We start from the raw sequence: 20,367 nt of genomic DNA on the forward strand, positions 1-20,367 counted from the left end.
CTATCGCCCTTTACCAAACAAGACAATTTCTACTGTTCTAATTAATATCAATAAATCGAGCATAAAACTACGATGCTTAATGTAATACAAATCATATTTAAGCTTTTCTAATGAATCCGCTTCCGTAGCACCATAAGGATACTTCAGTTGCGCCCAGCCTGTTAATCCAGGTTTAACATTATGACGTTCATTATAATAAGGAATATTTTTAATTAAACTTTGTACAAATTCTGGCCTTTCAGGCCTAGGGCCAACAAACCCCATATCACCACGAATAACGTTATAAATTTGTGGTAATTCATCAATACGATATTTACGTAAAATATTACCTATTTTGGTGATACGAGGGTCATCTTCCGAAGCCATTTGAGCACCAAATTTTTCGGCATCTAAACGCATACTTCTGAATTTAATTATATTAAAAGGTTCACCGTCTAAACCAACACGTTCTTGGAAGTAAAAAACAGGCGCTTTCAACCCTTCATCTAATTTAATTAACACAGCAGTTAACAGCATTATTGGCCAAGTAACAAATAATAGTATAGAAGCCATTGCCGCATTAAATATCCAATCTAACGTATTACGCAAATGATTTGCTGAAGCAAAACCGTTCGAATAAATAACCCAACTCGGATAAATAAGATTTACTGCTATTTGTCCTGTTTCTCGTTCAATAAAGTCTAAAATTTCAGTAATTTCAATACCACGAATTTTACAAGCAAAAAGCTCATCAATAGGAATATTATTACGGCGTTCATCACTCGCCACAACGATTTCATCAATTTGATTATTTAACGCATAATTCACTAGTGAACCCTTAAGTTCGATTCTTGTTTCTTGTTTTATACCTTCTTCAGCATCGCCATTCATAACAATATAACCATGCACTGAAAAACTTTGTCTATCGACATCTCTGCGCATTCGCCTTTCTATTATCGATGCCCTTTCACCTGCACCAAGTACTAAAACAATACGTTTATTAAAACCAAAAAAGTCTATTTGAACCGTTAAGTATCTAAAGAAGCTAATCAATATAAAGCTAACTAATGACGCTATCGCTAATACTTCTATTGGTAGCGCATAAGTACCATAAAGAGGGTTAATGATAGTAAGAATAAAAAAGGCAACTGCAACACACATTAATACTCGGCGAATAACGCCTCGAAAGTTAACTCGTAACTTAGAGTTATATAAACCTAACGCGAGTGAGGTTAGTTGGTTAAGTAGGGCAAAAACAACCGAATAAATCAGTAAGTAATTATCAGGTATAGCAGAAAACTGACTTTCCATAATAAAGCTACTACCATATGTGACAAAAGGTAATGCACCTAAAAATAAAAAAAATTCTATTAATATTAATGATTTACTTGCGATTGATAAATCTCGAAATTTGGGGCTAGACATAATAGACTAGATTCCTTGATGAATTATATATTTGTCGGGATGAATTCCACCCCAAAATTAGGGGGCATAAATAAATGTAGTTTTAAATTTATTTTAACTATTAGGATAAGGTTAATTTTTGATAGATATATTAAATTTCTATGAAAAACTTTTATCTAATTCGTACAAAAAACTTACACTACAAATCTAAAGGAAATGATTCTATCAAAAATGTAGCTAAAGTTAAGGTTTTATTTACCGTTGTTAAAATGTGGCATCTATGAAAAAAATACCATACAATCAATAATCGAATTACAAATAATTTTTGATGTTGAAGGTATATACCATGGATAAAAAATTTACCAAGTCACTTAAAGTAATCGTTGTTTTACTTTTAGCTCAAATCATTTCAGCCTGTTCTACTAATCAATTACCAACAGCTACACTCCACTCTTCAAATACCGACGATATTAACTCTTATAAATATCTTATTGGTGCTGGAGATGTACTGAATATATTTGTTTGGCGTAACCCTGAGGTTTCAGGATCATTTGTTGTACGTCCAGACGGCATGATTACTACTTCACTGGTAGAAGATATAAAAGTATCAGGTAAAACACCAACTGAACTAGCTCGTTCAATTGAAGAAATATTAGGAACTTATCTAAGAGACCCTATTGTGACTGTTACAGTAAATAGTTTTGTTGGCCCATTTAGCGAACAAATCCGTGTTATTGGTGAGGCAGCACAACCACAAGCGATCAATTATACTCAACACATGACATTATTAGATGTAATGATACAAGTTGGTGGCTTAACGGAATTTGCTAATGGTAATGGTGCTGTATTAGTTAGAATTGAAGATGGTAAGCAACAACAATACGACATCATGATTGATGGATTATTAAAAGATGGAGATATTAGCGCCAACGTGGATATGTTACCTGGTGATATTATCATTATTCCTGAAGCTTGGTTTTAATCAAGTAGCCTTTTAGTCTGATTAGAGAATACTAATTTATCTTCTAAACAGATTGAGCTTAATGTAGGTTGGACTTATGTCTGACAACGGAAAAATATAATTAATGAAGGTTAGTAATTAGAATGCAAGAAATATTTAATGATCTACTCGATTATTTAAAAGGTATTTGGATTAAACGTCGGTATATTATTATATCGACTTGGCTTATCTGCCCGATCGGTTGGGGTGTTGTTTCAGTAATGCCAGACGTTTATGAATCTGAAGCGCGTGTTTTTGCCGACACTCAATCAATTTTAGCGCCTTTATTAAAAGGACTAACGGTACAAACCAATCCAGACATTCAAATCAATTTAATGATTAAAACATTACTTAGCCGTCCTAATTTAGAACGTATTTCACGAATGACTGATTTAGACATTCAAGCTGAAACACCGCAACAATATGAAGATATTATACAACGCTTACGAGAGGATATAAAAATAGTAAAAACCCGTGGGAAAGATAATATCTTCACCATTTCTTTTGCTGATACAAACCCTGAAATGGCTAAAAATGTTGTACAATCAGCATTAACCGTATTTATAGAAAATACTCTTGGGCAAAATAGAACGGATTCAGACTCTGCACAAAAATTTTTAAAAAGCCAAATAGCCGATTATGAAAGTAGGCTAATAACTGCAGAGGGACGTTTAACAGATTTCAAACAAAAATATAGTACCATGCTACCCGACCAAAATGGTGGTTATTATACTAGGCTTAATCTTGCCAAAGAAAATTTAGAAAACATTAAACTTGAATTAAAAGAAGCTGAGACACAATTAGCATCTGCTAGAGCTCAATTAGGCACAGTACCTAGCGAGTCAAGCGCAAGCCAAAATAAAATAAAAACAGCCAACTCTATTAAAACTAATTTTGATGATCGTATTGCTGAATTAGAATTATCATTAGATGCTTTGCAATTAAGGTATACCGACAAGCACCCTGATGTAGTCGAAGCCAAGAGACGTTTAGAGCACTTAGAAAAAGAACGCAGTAATGAAATTGAAGAGTATTTAAATGAAACTAGTAATAATGATAGTAACTCATTAGTTACAAGCCAAAATCCTGTTATTCAAGAGTTGCAAATTCAAGTTAATCAATTTGAAAATCAAGTAGCTTCAATGAAAGTTAGAGCTAATGATTACCAAAATAAAGTGAGTGAGCTTGAAAGTAAAATCCACGTATTACCTGAAATTGAAGCGGAACTCGTCGCACTGAATCGCGGTTATGAAATCACCAAAGATAAATATGAACAATTATTGAATCGACAAGAAACCGCTCAGCTAGCTCAACAAGCTGATGAGACAACCAATAACATTCAATTTAAAGTGATCGATCCCCCTAGAGCAGCGGATAAACCTTCAGGGCCTAAACGCATATTGTTATTTATTGCCGTAACAATTATCGGCTTTGGTGCAGGAATTGGTTTATCATTATTATTCAGTCAATTATCACCGGTAGCAACATCTACTGCTCAATTATCAAAAGCAACCGGCGTACCTATATTTGGTGTGGTATCAGCTAATGAAAATTTGGGCCTACAAAAATGGCATAAAAAGAAGACAATTCTTTTTATTATATCCAATCTTTGTCTACTAATTATTCTGATGATGTTTATGAGTTATTTTTTATTTCCTGATGCCATTCAAGCCCCATTGAAAAGGATATTATAAGCCATGAGCACTATAGAAAAGGCATTGGCCAAACAAAAAAAAGCGGCGCAAGACAATAAGAGTAATATTGAAGCGCAAGATATCAGCTTGAAAGAAAGTAATGATGCAACAAGTGCTGAAATATCGCACCAAATAATAGATACCCAAACTGCTTTGAAAAGCTCTACGTCTACTAAAACATCAAGAGCAAATAAAGAAGTAATCACTTTAAATGGTGAGCACCTAACTGAGCGTGGATTTATTTTCAGTGCTAACAGTGCTCATCATATACAAGAAGAATTCCGCCATATTAAACGTAAGTTAATCAACAATGCTTTTGGGCCTACCTCGAAAACATTAAAGCACAGTAACTTAATTATGGTGAGCAGCTCTAACCCTAATGAAGGTAAAACTTTTATCTCAATTAACCTTGCTTTAAGTATTGCACTTGAACAAGATAAAACTGTTTTATTAGTTGATGCTGATGTATTAAGACCAAGCATACACAGAGAGTTAGAATTTGAAAGTAAGCAGGGTTTACTTGAATATCTACTTGACGAAGTACCATCATTATCTGATGTTATTTATAATACCAGCATTGATAATTTAAAATTAATCCCTGCCGGTAAGCCACATCATTTAACCAATGAGTTACTAGCTAGTGCTAAAATGGCTTCATTAGCAGAAGAGCTTGCTCAACGCTATCCAGACCGTATTGTTATATTTGATTGTCCACCTATACTAGGTGTTACTGAGACCCCTGTATTATCAAGCTTAGTGGGACAAGCAGTTGTTGTGGTTGAAGAGTCCAAAACAAAATTAGATAGTGTAAAAAAAGCGGTTGCTCAACTTAACGAAGATATCGCTGTCGGCTTCGTAATGAATAAAACAATCAGATCTAAAAAGGATGAGTATGGCTATTATGGCTATGGCTACGGTAAGAAAAGCTAATAATTATCACTTAGCCAATGTTTTAACATTATTAACATGCTCAATTTTCGTAACTCCGACCATGGCCGGAGAGTGGCAGTTTGTGCCCACTTTTGGGATAGAAGAAACCTATACCGATAATGTAGAATTAACGATTACTGACCCCACTTCTAGCCTAGTATCTCAAGCGATTTTAGGAGTGGGGGTAGATTACCAATCTCGCTTTGCTAACTTTTCTTTTACTGGCGAGAACAATAACCTCTTCTTTAGTCATGATAGTAGTATTGATGACAATTATTTAACGCTGAATAGTCAGGGAAGTTTATACCTCTGGTCTGATGGACCAGAGATTTTTGCGACAGCTGTCGTCGATAATACCAGTAGAAACTCAGCTAGCAATAGCCTTGCTGATTTAGTCTCTGGCGATACAGTCCAGTCTGAAAGTTATGCTACAGGTCTACGTTATAACGTCAATAACAGCAGTTTCGCTCTACAATCTGCAGTTACATATAGTACCAGTAGGTTTGAAGATAATATTGGTGATTATGATAGTGAATCTATTTATATAAATACCAACAATAATAACAATGCACGTCTCGTTTTTTGGCAGCTAAATAGTAGTTATTCAAAAAGAGAACAGAACTCTTTAGGTATTACTAGAGATGGAAAGCAATATAGTGTCGATGCAAAATTAGGCTTAATAACTCCGATAGATCTCAATCCTTTTATTCGTTTCTATGATGAGGATTTCTCAGGTACTTTTGGCAATCAAAGCCAACCGACGACGTCTTCATGGGGCCCTGGTTTCCGCTGGTTAGTTTCACAACACTTACAATTAGATTTGTCTTATAACTATGTTACCGATGATGAAGTTAGTGATGATTATGTCGCCGCATCAATTCAATGGGATCCTTCAGCAAGAACTTCATTAACAGCAGGCTACAGCCAACGTTTTTTCGGCGATTCATATGACCTCAGTTTTCAACATAGAACAAAACGTTTAACCAACACTATTTCTTATGATGAAACTCTAGAAGTGTTTGATCGAAATAGTTTCCAACAAATAGATCTAGGTGCATTCTGGTGCCCAACAGGCTCTACCATCGCAAATATTGCTAACTGTTTTGCCCAATCAGAGCAACCAGACGATAGTCAATTTCAATTAACAAACTTTTTTTACTTAGAGCCAGTTGAGAGTAACGAATTTTCGTTAAATAAACGCTTTTCTTGGAATTCAACATTACAACTTGCTAGAACCTCTTTTACTTTTAGCGCCTCAGGTACTAGACGTGAAAGTATTGAATCTGAAATAGTAGACGATACCTTGTCAGCCTCGTTCACAATAAATCGTAGAATTAGTGGTAAAAGTAAGTTAACGCTATTAGCTAAGTACGACAACAATATTTATGACAAAAATAATCCCGCAGGGAGTAGACAAGAAGATGATTACAGAACATTATCTGCCACTTACACTAAAAATTTAGCATCATCTTTATCAACTCATTTTACGCTTCAACAAGTCAATAGAGACTCAACGGTTGAGCAGTATACCTACGATGAATTACGCGCAATAATTAACGTAACCAAAGAATTTTAATATGTATGAAAGTTACTATGGTTTTAAAGAAAAACCTTTCCAGTTAAGTCCTGATCCTCGTTTCTTCTTTGCAACCAGCCATCATCAACGTGCATTATCTTATTTACAGTATGGCTTAGATCAAGGTGAAGGCTTTATTGTTATTACAGGTCCTATTGGCACAGGAAAAACGACCATTGCTCGAAATTTATTGGCTTCTATAGGCGATGAAAATATTGTTGCTGCACAACTTGTGACAACAAAGCTATCACCGGATGAATTACTTGAACTAGTCGCTGCCGAGTTTAAAATTCCTTTAAAAAGCAACAGTAGCAAGGCGGAAGTATTACGCAATATAGAAGCTTTTTTAATTCAACTTAATAAGCAAGGAAAGCGCGCCTTACTGTTAGTGGATGAAGCACAAAACCTACCTTCTGAAACGGTTGAAGAATTGAGAATGCTTTCAAATTTTCAACTTGATGATAAACCGCTTATTCAAAGTTTTTTACTCGGTCAAGAAGAGCTTAAAGATATTATTCAAGCGCCTAATATGGAGCAATTCAGACAGCGTATTATTGCCTCTGCACACTTAAAACCATTAAGCATTGAAGAAGTAAAAAGTTATATTAATCACCGATTACAACAAGCGGGTTGTAAAAAAGAAGCACTTTTTTCTGATGATGCGTTTGAATTAATTCACCAAAAAACATTAGGTGTACCACGTAAAATTAATATTTTTGTCGACCGTTTGTTATTGTTTGGTTTTTTAGAAGAAGTATCTCATTTTACAGTTGATAATATTAATGAAGTTGCGCAGGAAATGTCGGTTGAACTAACCGGTTCATTAAGCTCAAAGACTCTTGAGAATACTCAATCACCAAACCAATCCACCACTCAACAATTTGTCGTTAACTCGAGTGAAAATGTTGAAAATATAAAAGAAGTTTTAAGAGAAGTAGAAGAGATCTTAGAAGCTAACATTAAACAAAAGATAAAAATGGCGCGTTATGTTGATAAACTACTTAAGCAGAAAAATCGCCAATACGCTCAAGAGCAAATAGAAAAAGATATATAGCCAGTACTTACAATGCTTTTATGTTGTGACTGTAAAAGCTATTGCGGGTTAAAGTGTTATTGATAACCCGCAATTATTAGTAAATTAACTGTTAATGCTCAGCTCATATTTTTCAATTAATGAATACAGTGTAGGCCTAGTAACCCCCAAAAGTTCTGATGTTTTAGACATATTCCCCTCAGACAGCGCATATGCCTTTTGAATAGCCAAAGATTCTGCTTGCTCTCTTACCGTACGTAAATTCAATGAAAGCTCATAATTGGTATCACTGTGGTCGAAGAAGCCTAAATCAAAAGCAGTGACCTGCACGCCGGTACTCATGACCACGGCGGATTTAACTTTATTTTGTAATTCTCGAATATTTCCCGGCCATTTATGTGTGTTAATAGCACCAATAGCGTCTTCAGAGAAAGATTTGGCATTACGTTTATACTCAGTAGCATAAAGCTGTAGAAAATATTTAGCGAGAATTAAAACGTCTTCATCGCGATCACGTAATGGCGGAATATTTAACGTTATTTCACTCACACGATAAAATAAATCTTCTCTAAATTCTTTATTGGCAACCATCTCTTCTAAGTTTTGGTTCGTTGCACAAACCACCCTAACATTAACCGGAATCTCTTCTCTACCGCCTAAACGTTCAATAATTTTTTCTTGTAAAAAACGCAGTAATTTAGCTTGTAAATTAAATGGCATATCGCCAATTTCATCTAGAAATAAGGTGCCGCCTTCTGCACATTCTATTTTACCTTTCGTGGTTTTATGGGCGCCAGTAAATGCCCCTTTCTCAAAACCAAATAATTCACTTTCTAATAATGTTTCAGGAATAGAAGCACAGTTAATAGCTATAAAAGGCTTATCTGCACGATCACTAGCCAAGTGTACTGCTTTTGCCGTGACTTCTTTACCAGTACCGCTTTCACCTAATAATAAGGCGGTGATATTCGTTGGTGCAATCCGTTTGACCATAGTACATAAACGATCAATCGCCTCACTATTACCAATAATACCAATATTACTATCGGTAACCGCCCGCATAGAGCGGTTTTCACTTTCAATATTAGCTAACGTGAAAGCTCGAGAAATAATGACATTAATAACTTCAGCATCAATGGGTTTTTGATAAAAATCATAAGCGCCTGCAGCAATCGCTTCTAGGGCATTAACTCTATCTTCATTGCCTGTAATAACAATAACTTTGGTATGAGGAGCAATAGCAAGAATTTCTTCTAACGCTTTCAAGCCTTCGCTTGCATTGGTTTCATCTGGTGGTAAGCCTAAATCTAAAGTAACTACTTTAGGCTCATGGCGTCTTACGGCAGCAATTGCAGATTCTCTATCTCCGGCTAAAATAGGGCTATAATCAGACAAACTCCATTTCAGCTGTTTTTGAATGCCTTTATCGTCATCAACAATTAATACTTTTTCCATTAGTTCCTTTCCCAATTATTTTTACTAATATACTAATCAAATCACATATTTGTGTTTCATCATAGAATGCAATTACCCTAACGCATACAGCACTAAAGTAAAGCCTGTAGTGTAAATATGCTTTATTTATATAGGTAAAGAAATCATCATTTTGGTTCCTTGCCCTTCAATACTTTCAACCGTTAAGCTACCTGCTACACTTTCAAAAAATTGTTTTGCATCAAAAACACCTATCCCCATACCAGCATTCCCTTTGGTGGTATCGAAAGGTTTAAACAATCGAGTTTTTATGAAAGTTGCAGACATACCACAGCCATTATCGCTCACGGCTATATTTATTCTCTCTCCCTGCTTCTCTAGAATAACGTCTACCCTGCCATCTGCAGCACTTGCTTCTTGTGCATTTTGAATTAAATGATTCATCACTGAAAAGAATCGCTCGTCATCAAGTGTTGCTAAACAGTTGTCAATTTTTTGCAAGTAAACTCGCGGTTGTATTACATTTCGCTGCTCTATAACACGCTCGATAATGTCACCCAGATCAACTTTTCTACTTGTTGATTGTGCGACTTGCTTATTTCTCAGTTGTGTTAATACCTTCGCTAACCTCTCTGTTGCTGACTCTACTGTTTCAAAGACATCATCCACAAACTCAGGGTTATCCCGATGCTGTATCGCATTAGAGGTAATTAACGCTAATTGGGCTTGAATGTTTTTGAGATCATGCACGAGAAAAGCTGACATTTGATTAAATGCATCAAATTGTTTAGCTTCGGCTAGTTTATCATTGGCCTCATTTAAAGAAATAAAATTACCTAATTGTTTCGAAATAGCAAACAATAAATCTCGGTCTTCCCAATTAAGTTTATTTTCTTCATTGCTATTTGATAACACAAAAAAACCATAAAAAGTTTTTCCGATAAGGATAGGTACTAGGATATTTACCCCCACAGCATGCCAAATTTTAGGCTGAATAAATAACCCAGGATATGACAATGGATTTTCGCTGTATTCATTAATATCGATAATCCATCCTTGACGTTTAGTAAAATTTTCAAGTAGCTCTAGATCTTTGTCGAACGATTCATCTAATTCAATTCCATCACTATGAGGCACAACAAAACGATTATTCTCCATCGCTTTTAAGATAACCCCACCCGTCGCATCTACTTTAGACATCATAATTTGTAATGACATTTGATAGTAGTTTTCAGCTGTAGCCGTTTCAATTTTCTCAATTAACTCTAACCATTCTTCTCGATATTCATATTTATTCGCAAAAAAATGTTTTGAAATAAAAACCTTCACTCGACGACGTACACTTTCTGTAATGAGTAATACTGCAAGCACAATACTGCCGAGGATGAAGAAACCGAAACTAACCAATTCTCCCCACTTTCCACCAAAATAGTTTATCAAATAACCTGCGACAGCCATTGCTAATAAATACAATCCTGCAATCATTAACATTGAACTATAGAAAACGACATTACGCGACACAAATACTCGTACTGTGCCGGCTTTAAAGCGCCTCACACTGACTAATAACAATGGTACGGCTAAAGCGGACAAATACCCTCTTATGTACCAAAATTGAAACTCAATTCCACCAACCATGGTCGCTTGAGCAAAAAGCACAAAATCAAATACAGCTATCCCCCCTAAAGCAAGAACTAGCGGTGTAACAGATTCTTTTGCCTCATCATTCGCTCCCCTATATATTTGCTCAAGTAATACTAAACTCAATAAATTTAGTATGACAAAAAGCAAAAATAAATATTCATAAGAGTAATCTAAGGTGTAGCTTAATCCCCAACAAACAATAGATGAGCCAAACCAAAACAGTAGATATTTACGTACTGTTTCATTATGTAAAACATCTTTAACATTTCCTTTTTCAATATTAAAGCTAAGGATAAAAACAGAAAAAGCGGCGATTTTAATAGCGTCAGCTAACATTGCCCATTGCAACGAAAAACCCAAGCTAACCTGCAGCGCACCAATAATATTAGCTGTTGCAGCCATTAACGCACTAAATAATAACCATTTAGCGATACTTGACTTATTATGAGCTGCGAGAATAAGCAAAGAAAAAAGAACATAAGCAATGCTCGCAAAACTATAGCCCCATATACCTACCGTATACATTTCCATAAGTTAGTTTTTTATTTCCTGATCAATAAATGATGATACGTTTGAGCGAGTAAATAACTCTGTTAACACGGGTACTAATATAAAACTTGAAATAGCAGATACACAAAGCCCCGAAATAAGGACAACGCCCAATGGTTGCCATAATCCACCACCATATAATGTTAGTGGAATTAATCCTCCAATAGTCGTTAATGTGGTAAGTAATATGGGGGTAAAACGGGTAGCGCTAGCTTTGAGTACAGACTCTTGTTTATTTAACCCCTCTGCTAAGTTTCTATTAGCACTATCAATTAAGATAATGGCATTATTGACCACAATACCAAATAAACTAATGAGACCAATAAAAGCCATCATAGAAAAAGATAACCCGGTTAGGTACAAGCCAATAACAGAGCCTGCCATCGCAAACGGAATTGAACTAAAAATAATTAATGGTTGTAAAAAAGATTTAAATTGCAGCACTAACACTGCAAAAATACCAATAGCAGTGATTAACATGATTTGTGTTAATCCCGAAAAAGATTCTTGTCTAGACTCTTCTTCGCCACCTAAGATGTAATACATACCTAGCGGCAAATCATATTGCTCGATGTATTGCACAAACTCTTCGGTAAGGGCGTTAACTGAGTAACCAGGCGCAGCATCAGCAGATACTTTTGCCATACGTAATTTTTGATAATGAAAATAATCTGTTTGCCCTTTTTGTAACTTGGCATCAACCACCTGCATTAATGGTATCTGTTGTCCTGTTAAGCTAGTGACATAGACATCTGACAAAGTGTTGATATCAGGGTTTTTATTACGCACTAAAATAGGGTAATTTTCACCATTATCATCATTAAAACGACCAACATAAGTACCTGACAATACAGATTGCAGGGTATTATCTAGCGTATTAACATCGATATTTGATAATCCTGCTTTTTCATAATCAATTTGTAAATTAAGCTCGGTATTTGCTACACCAATTGGATTATCAATATTAATAGTACCTTCGGTTTTCGCCATTTTACTTTCTAAATCTTTGGCGACACGCTCTAAGTCGGCTAGAGATTCAGAAATCAAACGAATAGCAATAGGTTGATCTGTCACCGGCCCTTGAGTAAATTCTTTTATGGTGATTTTTGCCTGTTGCCAGCGATCAAACTCAGTACGTAATGTGCTAACAAGGTCTTCAACTGCATCAGGATCAAATTCAGTTAATACAACCAATATTTGCCCATATTTAACCACACCTCGTTTAGGAATTTCATTATAATAAATGCGTGGATTAGAGCTACCGACATTCAATGCTACTTTTTCAACTAACTCTTGATCTTCAATAAAGTGCGTCATTTTTTGCATCACGTTATTGGTATGTTCTAATGATGAGTTAGGCGGTGTTTCCACATCGATTAAAATCATCGGCTTTTCTGCTTTTGGAAATAAACTTAAACCGACCTCAGAAAAAAGTGACAACATAGCGATTAAGCTTGCGATAGCAACTGCAATAACGACTACCTTCAAGTGGAAAAGTTTTTGCAACCAAGTCACATAAAAGTTTTCAGCAAAATTATTTATATAATGTTGTAGTGTTTTAATTTTTCTTTTTGTATTTTCACTAGCAGTTTCATCTTCATGAGGTAATAAAAACTTACTTGCTAGGAGCGGGGTAAACGTGAGTGCAATTAACAATGAAGCCAATAAAACTAGCACTACTGTTACAGGCATAGAACGGATAAAATCACCGGTATCACTTGCGAGCATTAACATAGGTAAAAACGCTAACATAGTAGTAATAGTACCGCTTGAAACTGCCCATCCCACTTTGCTTGCGCCCGCTGCAGCAGCTTGGGTTAGTGATGTATGTTTTTTTCTTTCCCGGTGAATACTTTCTGTTACAACAATGGCGTTATCAACCAAAAGCCCTAACGCAATGATAAGCCCAACAATCGACATTTGCTGTAATCCAAAACCAGCAAAATCCAACCAGCCAATAGCAATAACAAACGAAAGCGGGATAGCAATCATCACCACGAGTGCCTCTCTTAATCCCAGAAACAACAATGATAAAATACCGACCAGCACAAGCCCTTGCCACAAATTTTCAAAAAAGCCGTTAACTCTATTTTCAACACTATGGGCTTGCTCAAATAACACTTCCATTTTCAATTCTGGCGGAACTGTTTCTTTAAATAATGCAATTTCTTGTTGTATGGCTTGTGTTAACGAAAAAATATTCGTGTTCATACGTTGTTCAACGGTAACAAAAATTACCGGTTTATTATCATAATACGCTAAGTAACTTGGATCTTGACTACCAAAGCTAATCTTAGCAATATCTTTAAGACGTAACACAAAATCATCATTAGAAAGAATAATAGTGTCTTCTAGTTGAGATATTTTTTCAAAATTACCACTGGTTTTCACATTAAATCGACGCGTATTAGCATCAACAAAGCCAGGGGTAATATTAATTGCTCGCCCTTGCAATACTTGCATGACTTGCGTGGTAGAGATTTTATGATGTAAAAGAAGATCTAAATTAAGATCAACAGCCATAATTTGCTGGGGATATCCCCATATATCGGCTTTTTTCACACTACTTATTGTTTCTAAGCGCTTTTCTAATAATTTTGCATAAAACTCCATTTGCTTATAATCAGCTGGCTCTGTCCACAAAGCAAGCTGTACAACAGCAACTGCAGTGGGCGTTGCCTTTAATACCAGTAAATCTTGTACTCCCGCAGGCAACGACGGTTTAACCGAAGAAACCGCAAGTTGTATTTTATTGAAGGCCAATTCAGGATCGGCTCCATACTGAAATTTAACTTCAATACGAGCCCCATCATTTTTTATTTGTGCTTCAACTTGTTTGATATTCTCAATATCGGCAAATTCTTCTTCGAGTGGATCTACCACTAAAGTTTCAATATCCGTTGGCGATGCACCGGGATAAATCACTTCAATTAGGGTAATCGGAATATCAAATTGTGGATCTTCACTGCGAGGCATATTCAAATATGACACAATGCCAACAAGTACCAGTAATACCACTATAGTTAAGGTAAACTGTGCATTTTTAATTGCTAGATTAGGTAACTTCATTATGCTTACTTTTTAGTAGAAATCAGGGGGAAATTATTCCACCCTTGAGTAATAACATCTAATGCTGGTGAATTTTCTTGCGCTGTTAAGTAAATAAAATCATTGTCTAATTTATAAATAACAAAAGCCTGCTGCACAGGAGCGTTATCCTTTTCAATAGTAATCAACGCTTGTCCTTGCTCATTAACTGAATTTAGAGCTTCTATAGGTAAACGATAAATATAATTTTCACTTTGTGCATAAATAAGTATTTTAGCTATTTGCCCTACAATCAAAGGCTTCGTTAGATTTGTCTCTTCTAAAGATACCTCGATAGTAAATAAATGATTTCGACTATCGGCTATGGCAGGGATTTTACTTATCCTACCATTCACTAACCCTGCATAAGCTAAATTAACTTTGACCTCTTGATTTAAATGTACTAAAGATATTTCCTCACCCGTTAAAGATACACTCGCAATAAGATTTTTAGATAAGGTTGCCACTTGTAATGCGCCTGCGCCAGGAGCTTGTAACTCACCTAAATCGGTACTACGTTGAATTACAACCCCATCGAAGGGGGCTAATATTTGTGCTTTATTTAAGTTATAAGAAGCGACTTTGTAGGCTGCTCTGGTGGTTTCCACGGCAGTTAAAGCATCATCTAAATCGCGTTGGGAACTAAGATTTTTTTCTAGTAAAACTTTTACACGATCGATATTACGTTTAGCTTGCAACAAACGTGAATACGTTGCGTTTTTTTCTGCTAATAATTCTGAGGTATCTAAGGCAGCAAGCAATTGATTTTTTTTAAAAACTTCTCCTTCATCAACATTTAATTCAGTTAAAAAACCCGCTGTTTTAAAAGAAAGATTCACCACTCGGGCAAAATCAACCTTACCTGTTCGTTGTATTACTTGGGTGTAAGGCTCTGCTTCAATTGTTGCTACTTGATAACCTTCTGAGGGTGAAGCATACGCAGCAGTAATACAGCAAGAAAATAAAAAAAGACCAAAGATCTTGTTATTCAACGCTTTTAATAACCTACGTTGGAAGAAATAAGATATGTACATTTTCATCATCATAAAATAGTAACTATTCAATAGTGTATTGTAAATATAGTGACTACTTTAGGCATTTTTACCATTAAAGTACATCAATATCGTTGCCTTATACTCGCTAGATAAAACAGTATTGCGTGTAATACAGAAATATTCATGTTCATCTCTAGACAAACTCCCTTATTAGCTATAGTATTTCCGCGCTTATCGTATGCTATCAAAAGCCTAGCGCGATAACCTTTCCTTTAGTGTTTACAACTATATTAAGATGTGAAACTTAGAAGAAATAGTCAAAACTAACAATATGCGCCATTAGCTCAGCTGGATAGAGCGTTGCCCTCCGGAGGCAAAGGTCGCAGGTTCGACTCCTGCATGGCGCGCCATTACCTATCTTATGTAATAATCTAACTCTGAAGTCCACCTTTCATATCCAAAAGCATATCAAATACAAAACTCGAAATCTTAGCTGACTTCCTTTTATACCTACCTCAACTCTTCCTGTTTATAAAACATAAGTAGCATGGCAGGCAATACTGTTAAACTCACTAAGGTTGATACGGTAATACCACCTAATACTATAATCCCCACTCCACGATAAAGCTCAGAGCCCTCCCCTGGTAAAAAGACTAAAGGCGCTAAACCACATAAGGTAGTCATAGTCGACATCACAATAGGTTTTAATCGTGTTTCTAGTGCATTAATAACAGCTTTATATGGCTTAAGTCCTGAGGCTAAATTGCGACGACTTTGATCAACGATCAAGATTGGATTATTGACTACAGTGCCTAATAAAATTAAGAAACCTAACATGGTAATCATATCGAATGGTTGATGGAAACCACCAACAACAGAGCCAACACTATTAGTAATTACTAAACCAAGCAACCCGCCTGCCATGCCCAAAGGTACTGTTGCCATAATGAATAGCGGCTGTCCCCAATGCTTAAAAATAGCAACCAATAGTAAATAGCATAATGCTAAAGCGACAATAAAGTTGCCACTTAGTGCATCACGGGTTTTTTCGAGCTGATCGGCTGCACCACCGATAGTAATATTAACATCTGGAAGTAAATCGCCTTGTTTTTGTAGCTGAGGTAATAGCTCCTCTCGAACAATTTGCTGTGCTCGCTCTAATGCCACATCACGCGGTGGAATAATATATACGGTAACTGTTCTACGTCCATCAACACGGCGCAAGCTATCACTATCTGCTTTTTCATTTAAGTTTGCTAACGCATTTAATGGTAATAATCCTTGTTTAGTAACAACAGGTGCTTGTTCTAAGCCTGACAAAGATTGTTTATTACCTGCTTCTGAGAAAATAAAAATATCGACTTTATCATCATTAATAATTAGCTCATCAACATAGGCTCCATCACTCAGTGCGGCAATGGTATAACCTAGCTCATCAGCCGACATACCAACTTCAGCAAGACGTTGCCAGCGAGGTTGAATTTCAATTAACGGTTGATCTAGTGTTAGTGAAGAAGGCTCAGAGTCCACTTGAGGATTATCAAATACATCACTTGCAAGCCTGTAAATAGCATCGGCCGCACGATATAAGTTAACCTGCTCAGGGCCACTTATATCAATAGCAACGGCTCGTGTTCCCCCATCATTACTTGAGATAATAGAGCCACGAGAAGAGAAAGCGCGCATCCCTGGATAACTCTTAAATTTTTGAGTGATAGCCTTCATCATGGCATCGATGTGTTCAGTATTGCTAGGCTCACTTAAAAACCAAATACTTCCTACCCCAATTGACATAGAGTAATACTTTAAGGAAGGTAGATCGGTTTTTCCTTGTTCAAAATCACTACTGGGCGCATTTAAATGCTTATTAAAATAAGGTAATAATTCATCTCCAATTTTTTCCATATAAGTTAAATTATACCCTGGTGGTGCAATCATCATCGAAAAGGCTTTAGGTTCCTCACCTTCAGGTAAATACTCTGCCTCAGGCATAAATAACCAAGCGCCACCAATTAAACCAACAATAGCAAAAACCACACAAACAAATCGTTGACGTGTAGAAGCTAAGAATTTTTTAATAAATGCAGGCAAGTGCATTTGTGTAGTCATTGCTGATGTTTGCGAGTCTTTAGTTGAAAATTTAGCGAAGGCTGCTGGCACAACTAACAACGCGACTAACATTGAGGCAATAATTGCTGCAGAAATAGCAATAGCAACGTCTGAGTATAGCTGCCCTGCTTCTTGAACAATAAATAAGATGGGAGCAAATACCAATACTGTCGTTAATGTAGAGGCTAATACTGCCGGCCAAACTTCTTGTACTCCGGTAATAGCAGCTTTAAATTTCGATAATCCTCGTCGCTTAGCTTGTTCAATATTTTCCAGTACAACAATTGTGTTATCAACTGTCATACCAATAGCAAAAGCCACCCCTGCCAATGAGATAACATTAATGGTTCGATTAAACAAAAGTAAGCCTAGAAAAGCGGCAATGGTACAAATAGGTACCCCCATAACTCCTATAATAGTAGAGCGAGGGCTTTTCAAAAACCAAAACATTACCAAGGTTGCTAATAAGGCACCTAATGCTAAGTTAGTCCAAACATTTTCAATCGATCCTTTTACATACCTAACATCGTCACTAAGCAAAGTTAGTTGTAAGCCATTTTTTTCTAATAAATCATGATTTAGTCTTTCAACGACCTGTAACATTTCATCTTTGATCGCAATAACATTTGAGCCACTTTCTCGACGAACCATAAGCATCAAGTTACGTTCACCATCATTGTACGCTACGTCACGTAATTCATAATGATCTAAGGTAACTGTCGCTATATCTTTAAGTTTAACTGTACTATCTTGATCTTGTGCAATAACTAATTCTTCAAGTGCCTGTGCTGATTGAAAACGACCAACCATACGTAATAAATAACGTCTTTTACCGCTATCGATATCACCAGCAGAAGCATCTAAATTACGACTTTTAATGGCATCTCTGACGTCGGTTAAGCTGATATTTCTGCTAGCTAGTTTTTGTTGATCAACCAATATTTGCACTTGATATAACGCACCACCTCGAATACTCACTTGTGATACACCTGTAACACGCTCCATTTCTGGTCTAACATTGTCTTGCGTAAAATCACGCAACATATCAATATCTAGGTTTAATGGATTACCTGCTAAAGGTTTTAACGTGAAAAACATAAAAGCATTAGATGAAAAAGAGCTACTATACAGTACAGGTTGATCAACGTTATCAGGATAGTTAGGTACTTGCGCTAGAGCGTTACTAACATTGATCAGCGCTTCATTCACATCTGCACCAAAGGGAAATTCAAGTTCAACTTCTGCTTCGCCAGTATTGGCATAACTCGACATTCGTTTTAAATTAGGTAACGAACGTAAATAACGCTCTTGTTCTATCAGTATTTCCTTTTCGACATCTTGTGGTGTTGCACCTGGCCATTCTGTTACTACCGTAATAGTTCGTACGTCAAGATCTGGAATCATTTGTACTGGTATTTTAAAGGCCGCCACAATACCTAAAATACAGGAAATCATAACAACTACGGCAACTAAAATACCTTGCTTAACAGCACCTTGTAACATTATTTAATACCTATTTGAGAAACTACATTAACGACTTGTTTGTCTTGAAGTAATTCGTTTCCTTGGGTGACTACCCACTGGCCTGCTTGCAAGCCTTGAGTGATTTCAATCTTACTATTAATTCGTGTACCAAGAGTTACACTTTGTCTATAGGCAATACCGTCTCGAATTATAAACACGCTAAAGCCACCGTCCGGGTGGCGTAATAAAGCATCCCGATCAATCACAATACTTTCCTTAGTTGTTGCTTTTAAAGCAATATCGGCATTAGCTGATAAACCAACTTGCAAATCAGTAGTACTCTCTAATGCTAAACGCACTAAAAAGCTGCGATTACTGGTGTTAATCACGGGAACTTTAGTAATTACTGTCGCATTAAATATTTTTTCCGGTTGGGAAGCTAAGTACACATTAACGCTATTGTTTATATCAATCGCATTGAAATGCTCTTGAGGCATATACAAATCAAGCCATAATTGCTTATTATTAACTAGTTCAAAAACACTTTGTCCTCGAGTAACCCATTCACCCACATCTACCATTCGCTGCGCAATAACCCCGCTAAAAGGTGCTATTAGTTGATGACGATTTAATAATTGCTGTTGATAATATTGATTTGCTTGCTCTTCAAGCAACGTTGCTTCTGCGCTTTTTAAAGTGGCTTCTCGATCAGCAAGCTCAGTTTGGGCAAATAGGTTTTGTTCCGATAAAGATCTTGCTTCAGTGTAGCGGCGAAATGCGTCGTCAACAGCAACTTGTGCTCGTGCTAATGTAGCTTTATTAGCTTGTAGTTGTGCTTTTACTAACGCTGAATCTAAAGCTAATAATGGCGCACCTTGTTCAATTTGATCACCTGTTTCTCGATGAATTTGGGTCACAACTCCATCAGTTAGCACGGAAAGATTAGCATGACGCTGCGCTTTTAATGAGCCAGTTAATGTAACGGTAGGAGCAAGTTGTTGTTGTTTAACTTGATCTATAACGACATTTACTTTTTGGTTTGCGTTTGCTGAAAAAATACTAAAAAAAAGTATAAGGTAACACCAAAACAACTTGTAAAAGCTCAAAATAACTCCCTAATTAACGACTAAATAACTACAATGAAAGTGACCACTAATATAAATCAGAAAAAGTACTGAGATCAACATTAATTGATAATAATTCTCATTTATAATAAATTAGAAGGTCGACTGTTTGTTGATAAACAAGCATCACTATCGATAATCCCTCGATAATTAAAATACAGTACCTGCTTAAACTTTGTCATAAGCCATGCTAATTTATCCAACCTTTTCAACAGCTCTCTCCCAGCAGATATAGTAAAGCAATGTAATCATGAAACTAAACTGGCATAAATTTTATATTTTTTATAGAATAATTATTTTTGCAAATAAAAATCATTATCAGTCAAATTAAATTGATAATGATAG

The 20,367-nt window shown here is 36.1% G+C and carries 12 protein-coding genes and 1 tRNA gene; 6 read left to right on the forward strand and 7 right to left on the reverse strand.

Features of this window, described 5'->3' with window-relative positions; genetic code table 11:
- On the reverse strand, positions 1-1,404 hold the full coding sequence (locus Q4496_RS07545) for a TIGR03013 family XrtA/PEP-CTERM system glycosyltransferase (protein WP_303610181.1): 1,404 nt from the start codon (positions 1,402-1,404) through the stop codon (positions 1-3).
- A gap of 325 nt (positions 1,405-1,729) precedes the next feature.
- Here Q4496_RS07545 and Q4496_RS07550 point away from each other — a divergent pair, with 325 nt between their 5' ends.
- The 5 genes from Q4496_RS07550 to Q4496_RS07570 all read left to right on the forward strand — a co-directional run bounded on the left by Q4496_RS07550 (position 1,730) and on the right by Q4496_RS07570 (position 7,637).
- Positions 1,730-2,365 (forward strand): XrtA/PEP-CTERM system exopolysaccharide export protein, encoded by a 636-nt coding sequence (locus Q4496_RS07550; protein ID WP_303610182.1) that lies wholly within the window; start codon positions 1,730-1,732, stop codon positions 2,363-2,365.
- Positions 2,366-2,487: 122 nt separating this feature from the next.
- Complete coding sequence (locus tag Q4496_RS07555; protein ID WP_303610183.1) at positions 2,488-4,077, forward strand: XrtA system polysaccharide chain length determinant; 1,590 nt, start codon at positions 2,488-2,490, stop codon at positions 4,075-4,077.
- 3 nt (positions 4,078-4,080) lie between these two features.
- Positions 4,081-5,007 carry an XrtA-associated tyrosine autokinase gene (locus tag Q4496_RS07560; RefSeq protein ID WP_215973027.1) on the forward strand — a complete coding sequence of 309 codons (927 nt, stop codon included), beginning with the start codon at positions 4,081-4,083 and terminating at the stop codon, positions 5,005-5,007.
- Positions 4,970-6,583 (forward strand): TIGR03016 family PEP-CTERM system-associated outer membrane protein, encoded by a 1,614-nt coding sequence (locus tag Q4496_RS07565; protein WP_303610184.1) that lies wholly within the window; start codon positions 4,970-4,972, stop codon positions 6,581-6,583. Before Q4496_RS07560 ends, Q4496_RS07565 begins: the two co-directional genes overlap by 38 nt.
- Position 6,584: 1 nt before the next feature.
- The gene (locus Q4496_RS07570) at positions 6,585-7,637 is read left to right on the forward strand and encodes an XrtA/PEP-CTERM system-associated ATPase (protein ID WP_303610185.1); all 1,053 of its coding nucleotides are present in this window, start codon (positions 6,585-6,587) and stop codon (positions 7,635-7,637) included.
- An 84-nt stretch (positions 7,638-7,721) separates the two neighbouring features.
- On the opposite strand, the gene prsR is transcribed toward Q4496_RS07570, so the two are convergent.
- From prsR to Q4496_RS07590, 4 genes are all read right to left on the reverse strand, one after another.
- Complete coding sequence (prsR, locus tag Q4496_RS07575; RefSeq protein ID WP_215973030.1) at positions 7,722-9,071, reverse strand: PEP-CTERM-box response regulator transcription factor; 1,350 nt, start codon at positions 9,069-9,071, stop codon at positions 7,722-7,724.
- 126 nt (positions 9,072-9,197) lie between these two features.
- On the reverse strand, positions 9,198-11,225 hold the full coding sequence (gene prsK, locus Q4496_RS07580) for an XrtA/PEP-CTERM system histidine kinase PrsK (RefSeq protein ID WP_252727475.1): 2,028 nt from the start codon (positions 11,223-11,225) through the stop codon (positions 9,198-9,200).
- A gap of 3 nt (positions 11,226-11,228) precedes the next feature.
- The gene (locus Q4496_RS07585; RefSeq protein ID WP_215973031.1) at positions 11,229-14,312 is read right to left on the reverse strand and encodes an efflux RND transporter permease subunit; all 3,084 of its coding nucleotides are present in this window, start codon (positions 14,310-14,312) and stop codon (positions 11,229-11,231) included.
- Between the two features lie 5 nt (positions 14,313-14,317).
- Positions 14,318-15,364: an efflux RND transporter periplasmic adaptor subunit gene (locus Q4496_RS07590; RefSeq protein ID WP_303610186.1), complete on the reverse strand. Its 1,047-nt coding sequence runs from the start codon at positions 15,362-15,364 to the stop codon at positions 14,318-14,320.
- A 294-nt stretch (positions 15,365-15,658) separates the two neighbouring features.
- Between Q4496_RS07590 and Q4496_RS07595 the strand changes: the two genes are divergently transcribed.
- A tRNA-Arg gene (locus Q4496_RS07595) sits at positions 15,659-15,735 on the forward strand.
- A gap of 100 nt (positions 15,736-15,835) precedes the next feature.
- Here the strand turns inward: Q4496_RS07595 and Q4496_RS07600 are convergent.
- Both Q4496_RS07600 and Q4496_RS07605 read right to left on the reverse strand, forming a co-directional pair.
- A complete protein-coding gene (locus tag Q4496_RS07600; protein WP_215973033.1) occupies positions 15,836-18,937 on the reverse strand; it encodes an efflux RND transporter permease subunit in 3,102 nt (1,033 codons plus the stop codon).
- Positions 18,937-20,004: an efflux RND transporter periplasmic adaptor subunit gene (locus tag Q4496_RS07605; RefSeq protein WP_303610187.1), complete on the reverse strand. Its 1,068-nt coding sequence runs from the start codon at positions 20,002-20,004 to the stop codon at positions 18,937-18,939. The genes Q4496_RS07600 and Q4496_RS07605 overlap by 1 nt, the downstream gene beginning before the upstream one ends.
- Between the last annotated feature and the right edge of the window lie 363 nt (positions 20,005-20,367).

Origin of the sequence: Colwellia sp. 5_MG-2023, from assembly GCF_030547795.1 — a bacterium.
Classification (GTDB): Bacteria; Pseudomonadota; Gammaproteobacteria; order Enterobacterales; family Alteromonadaceae; genus Colwellia.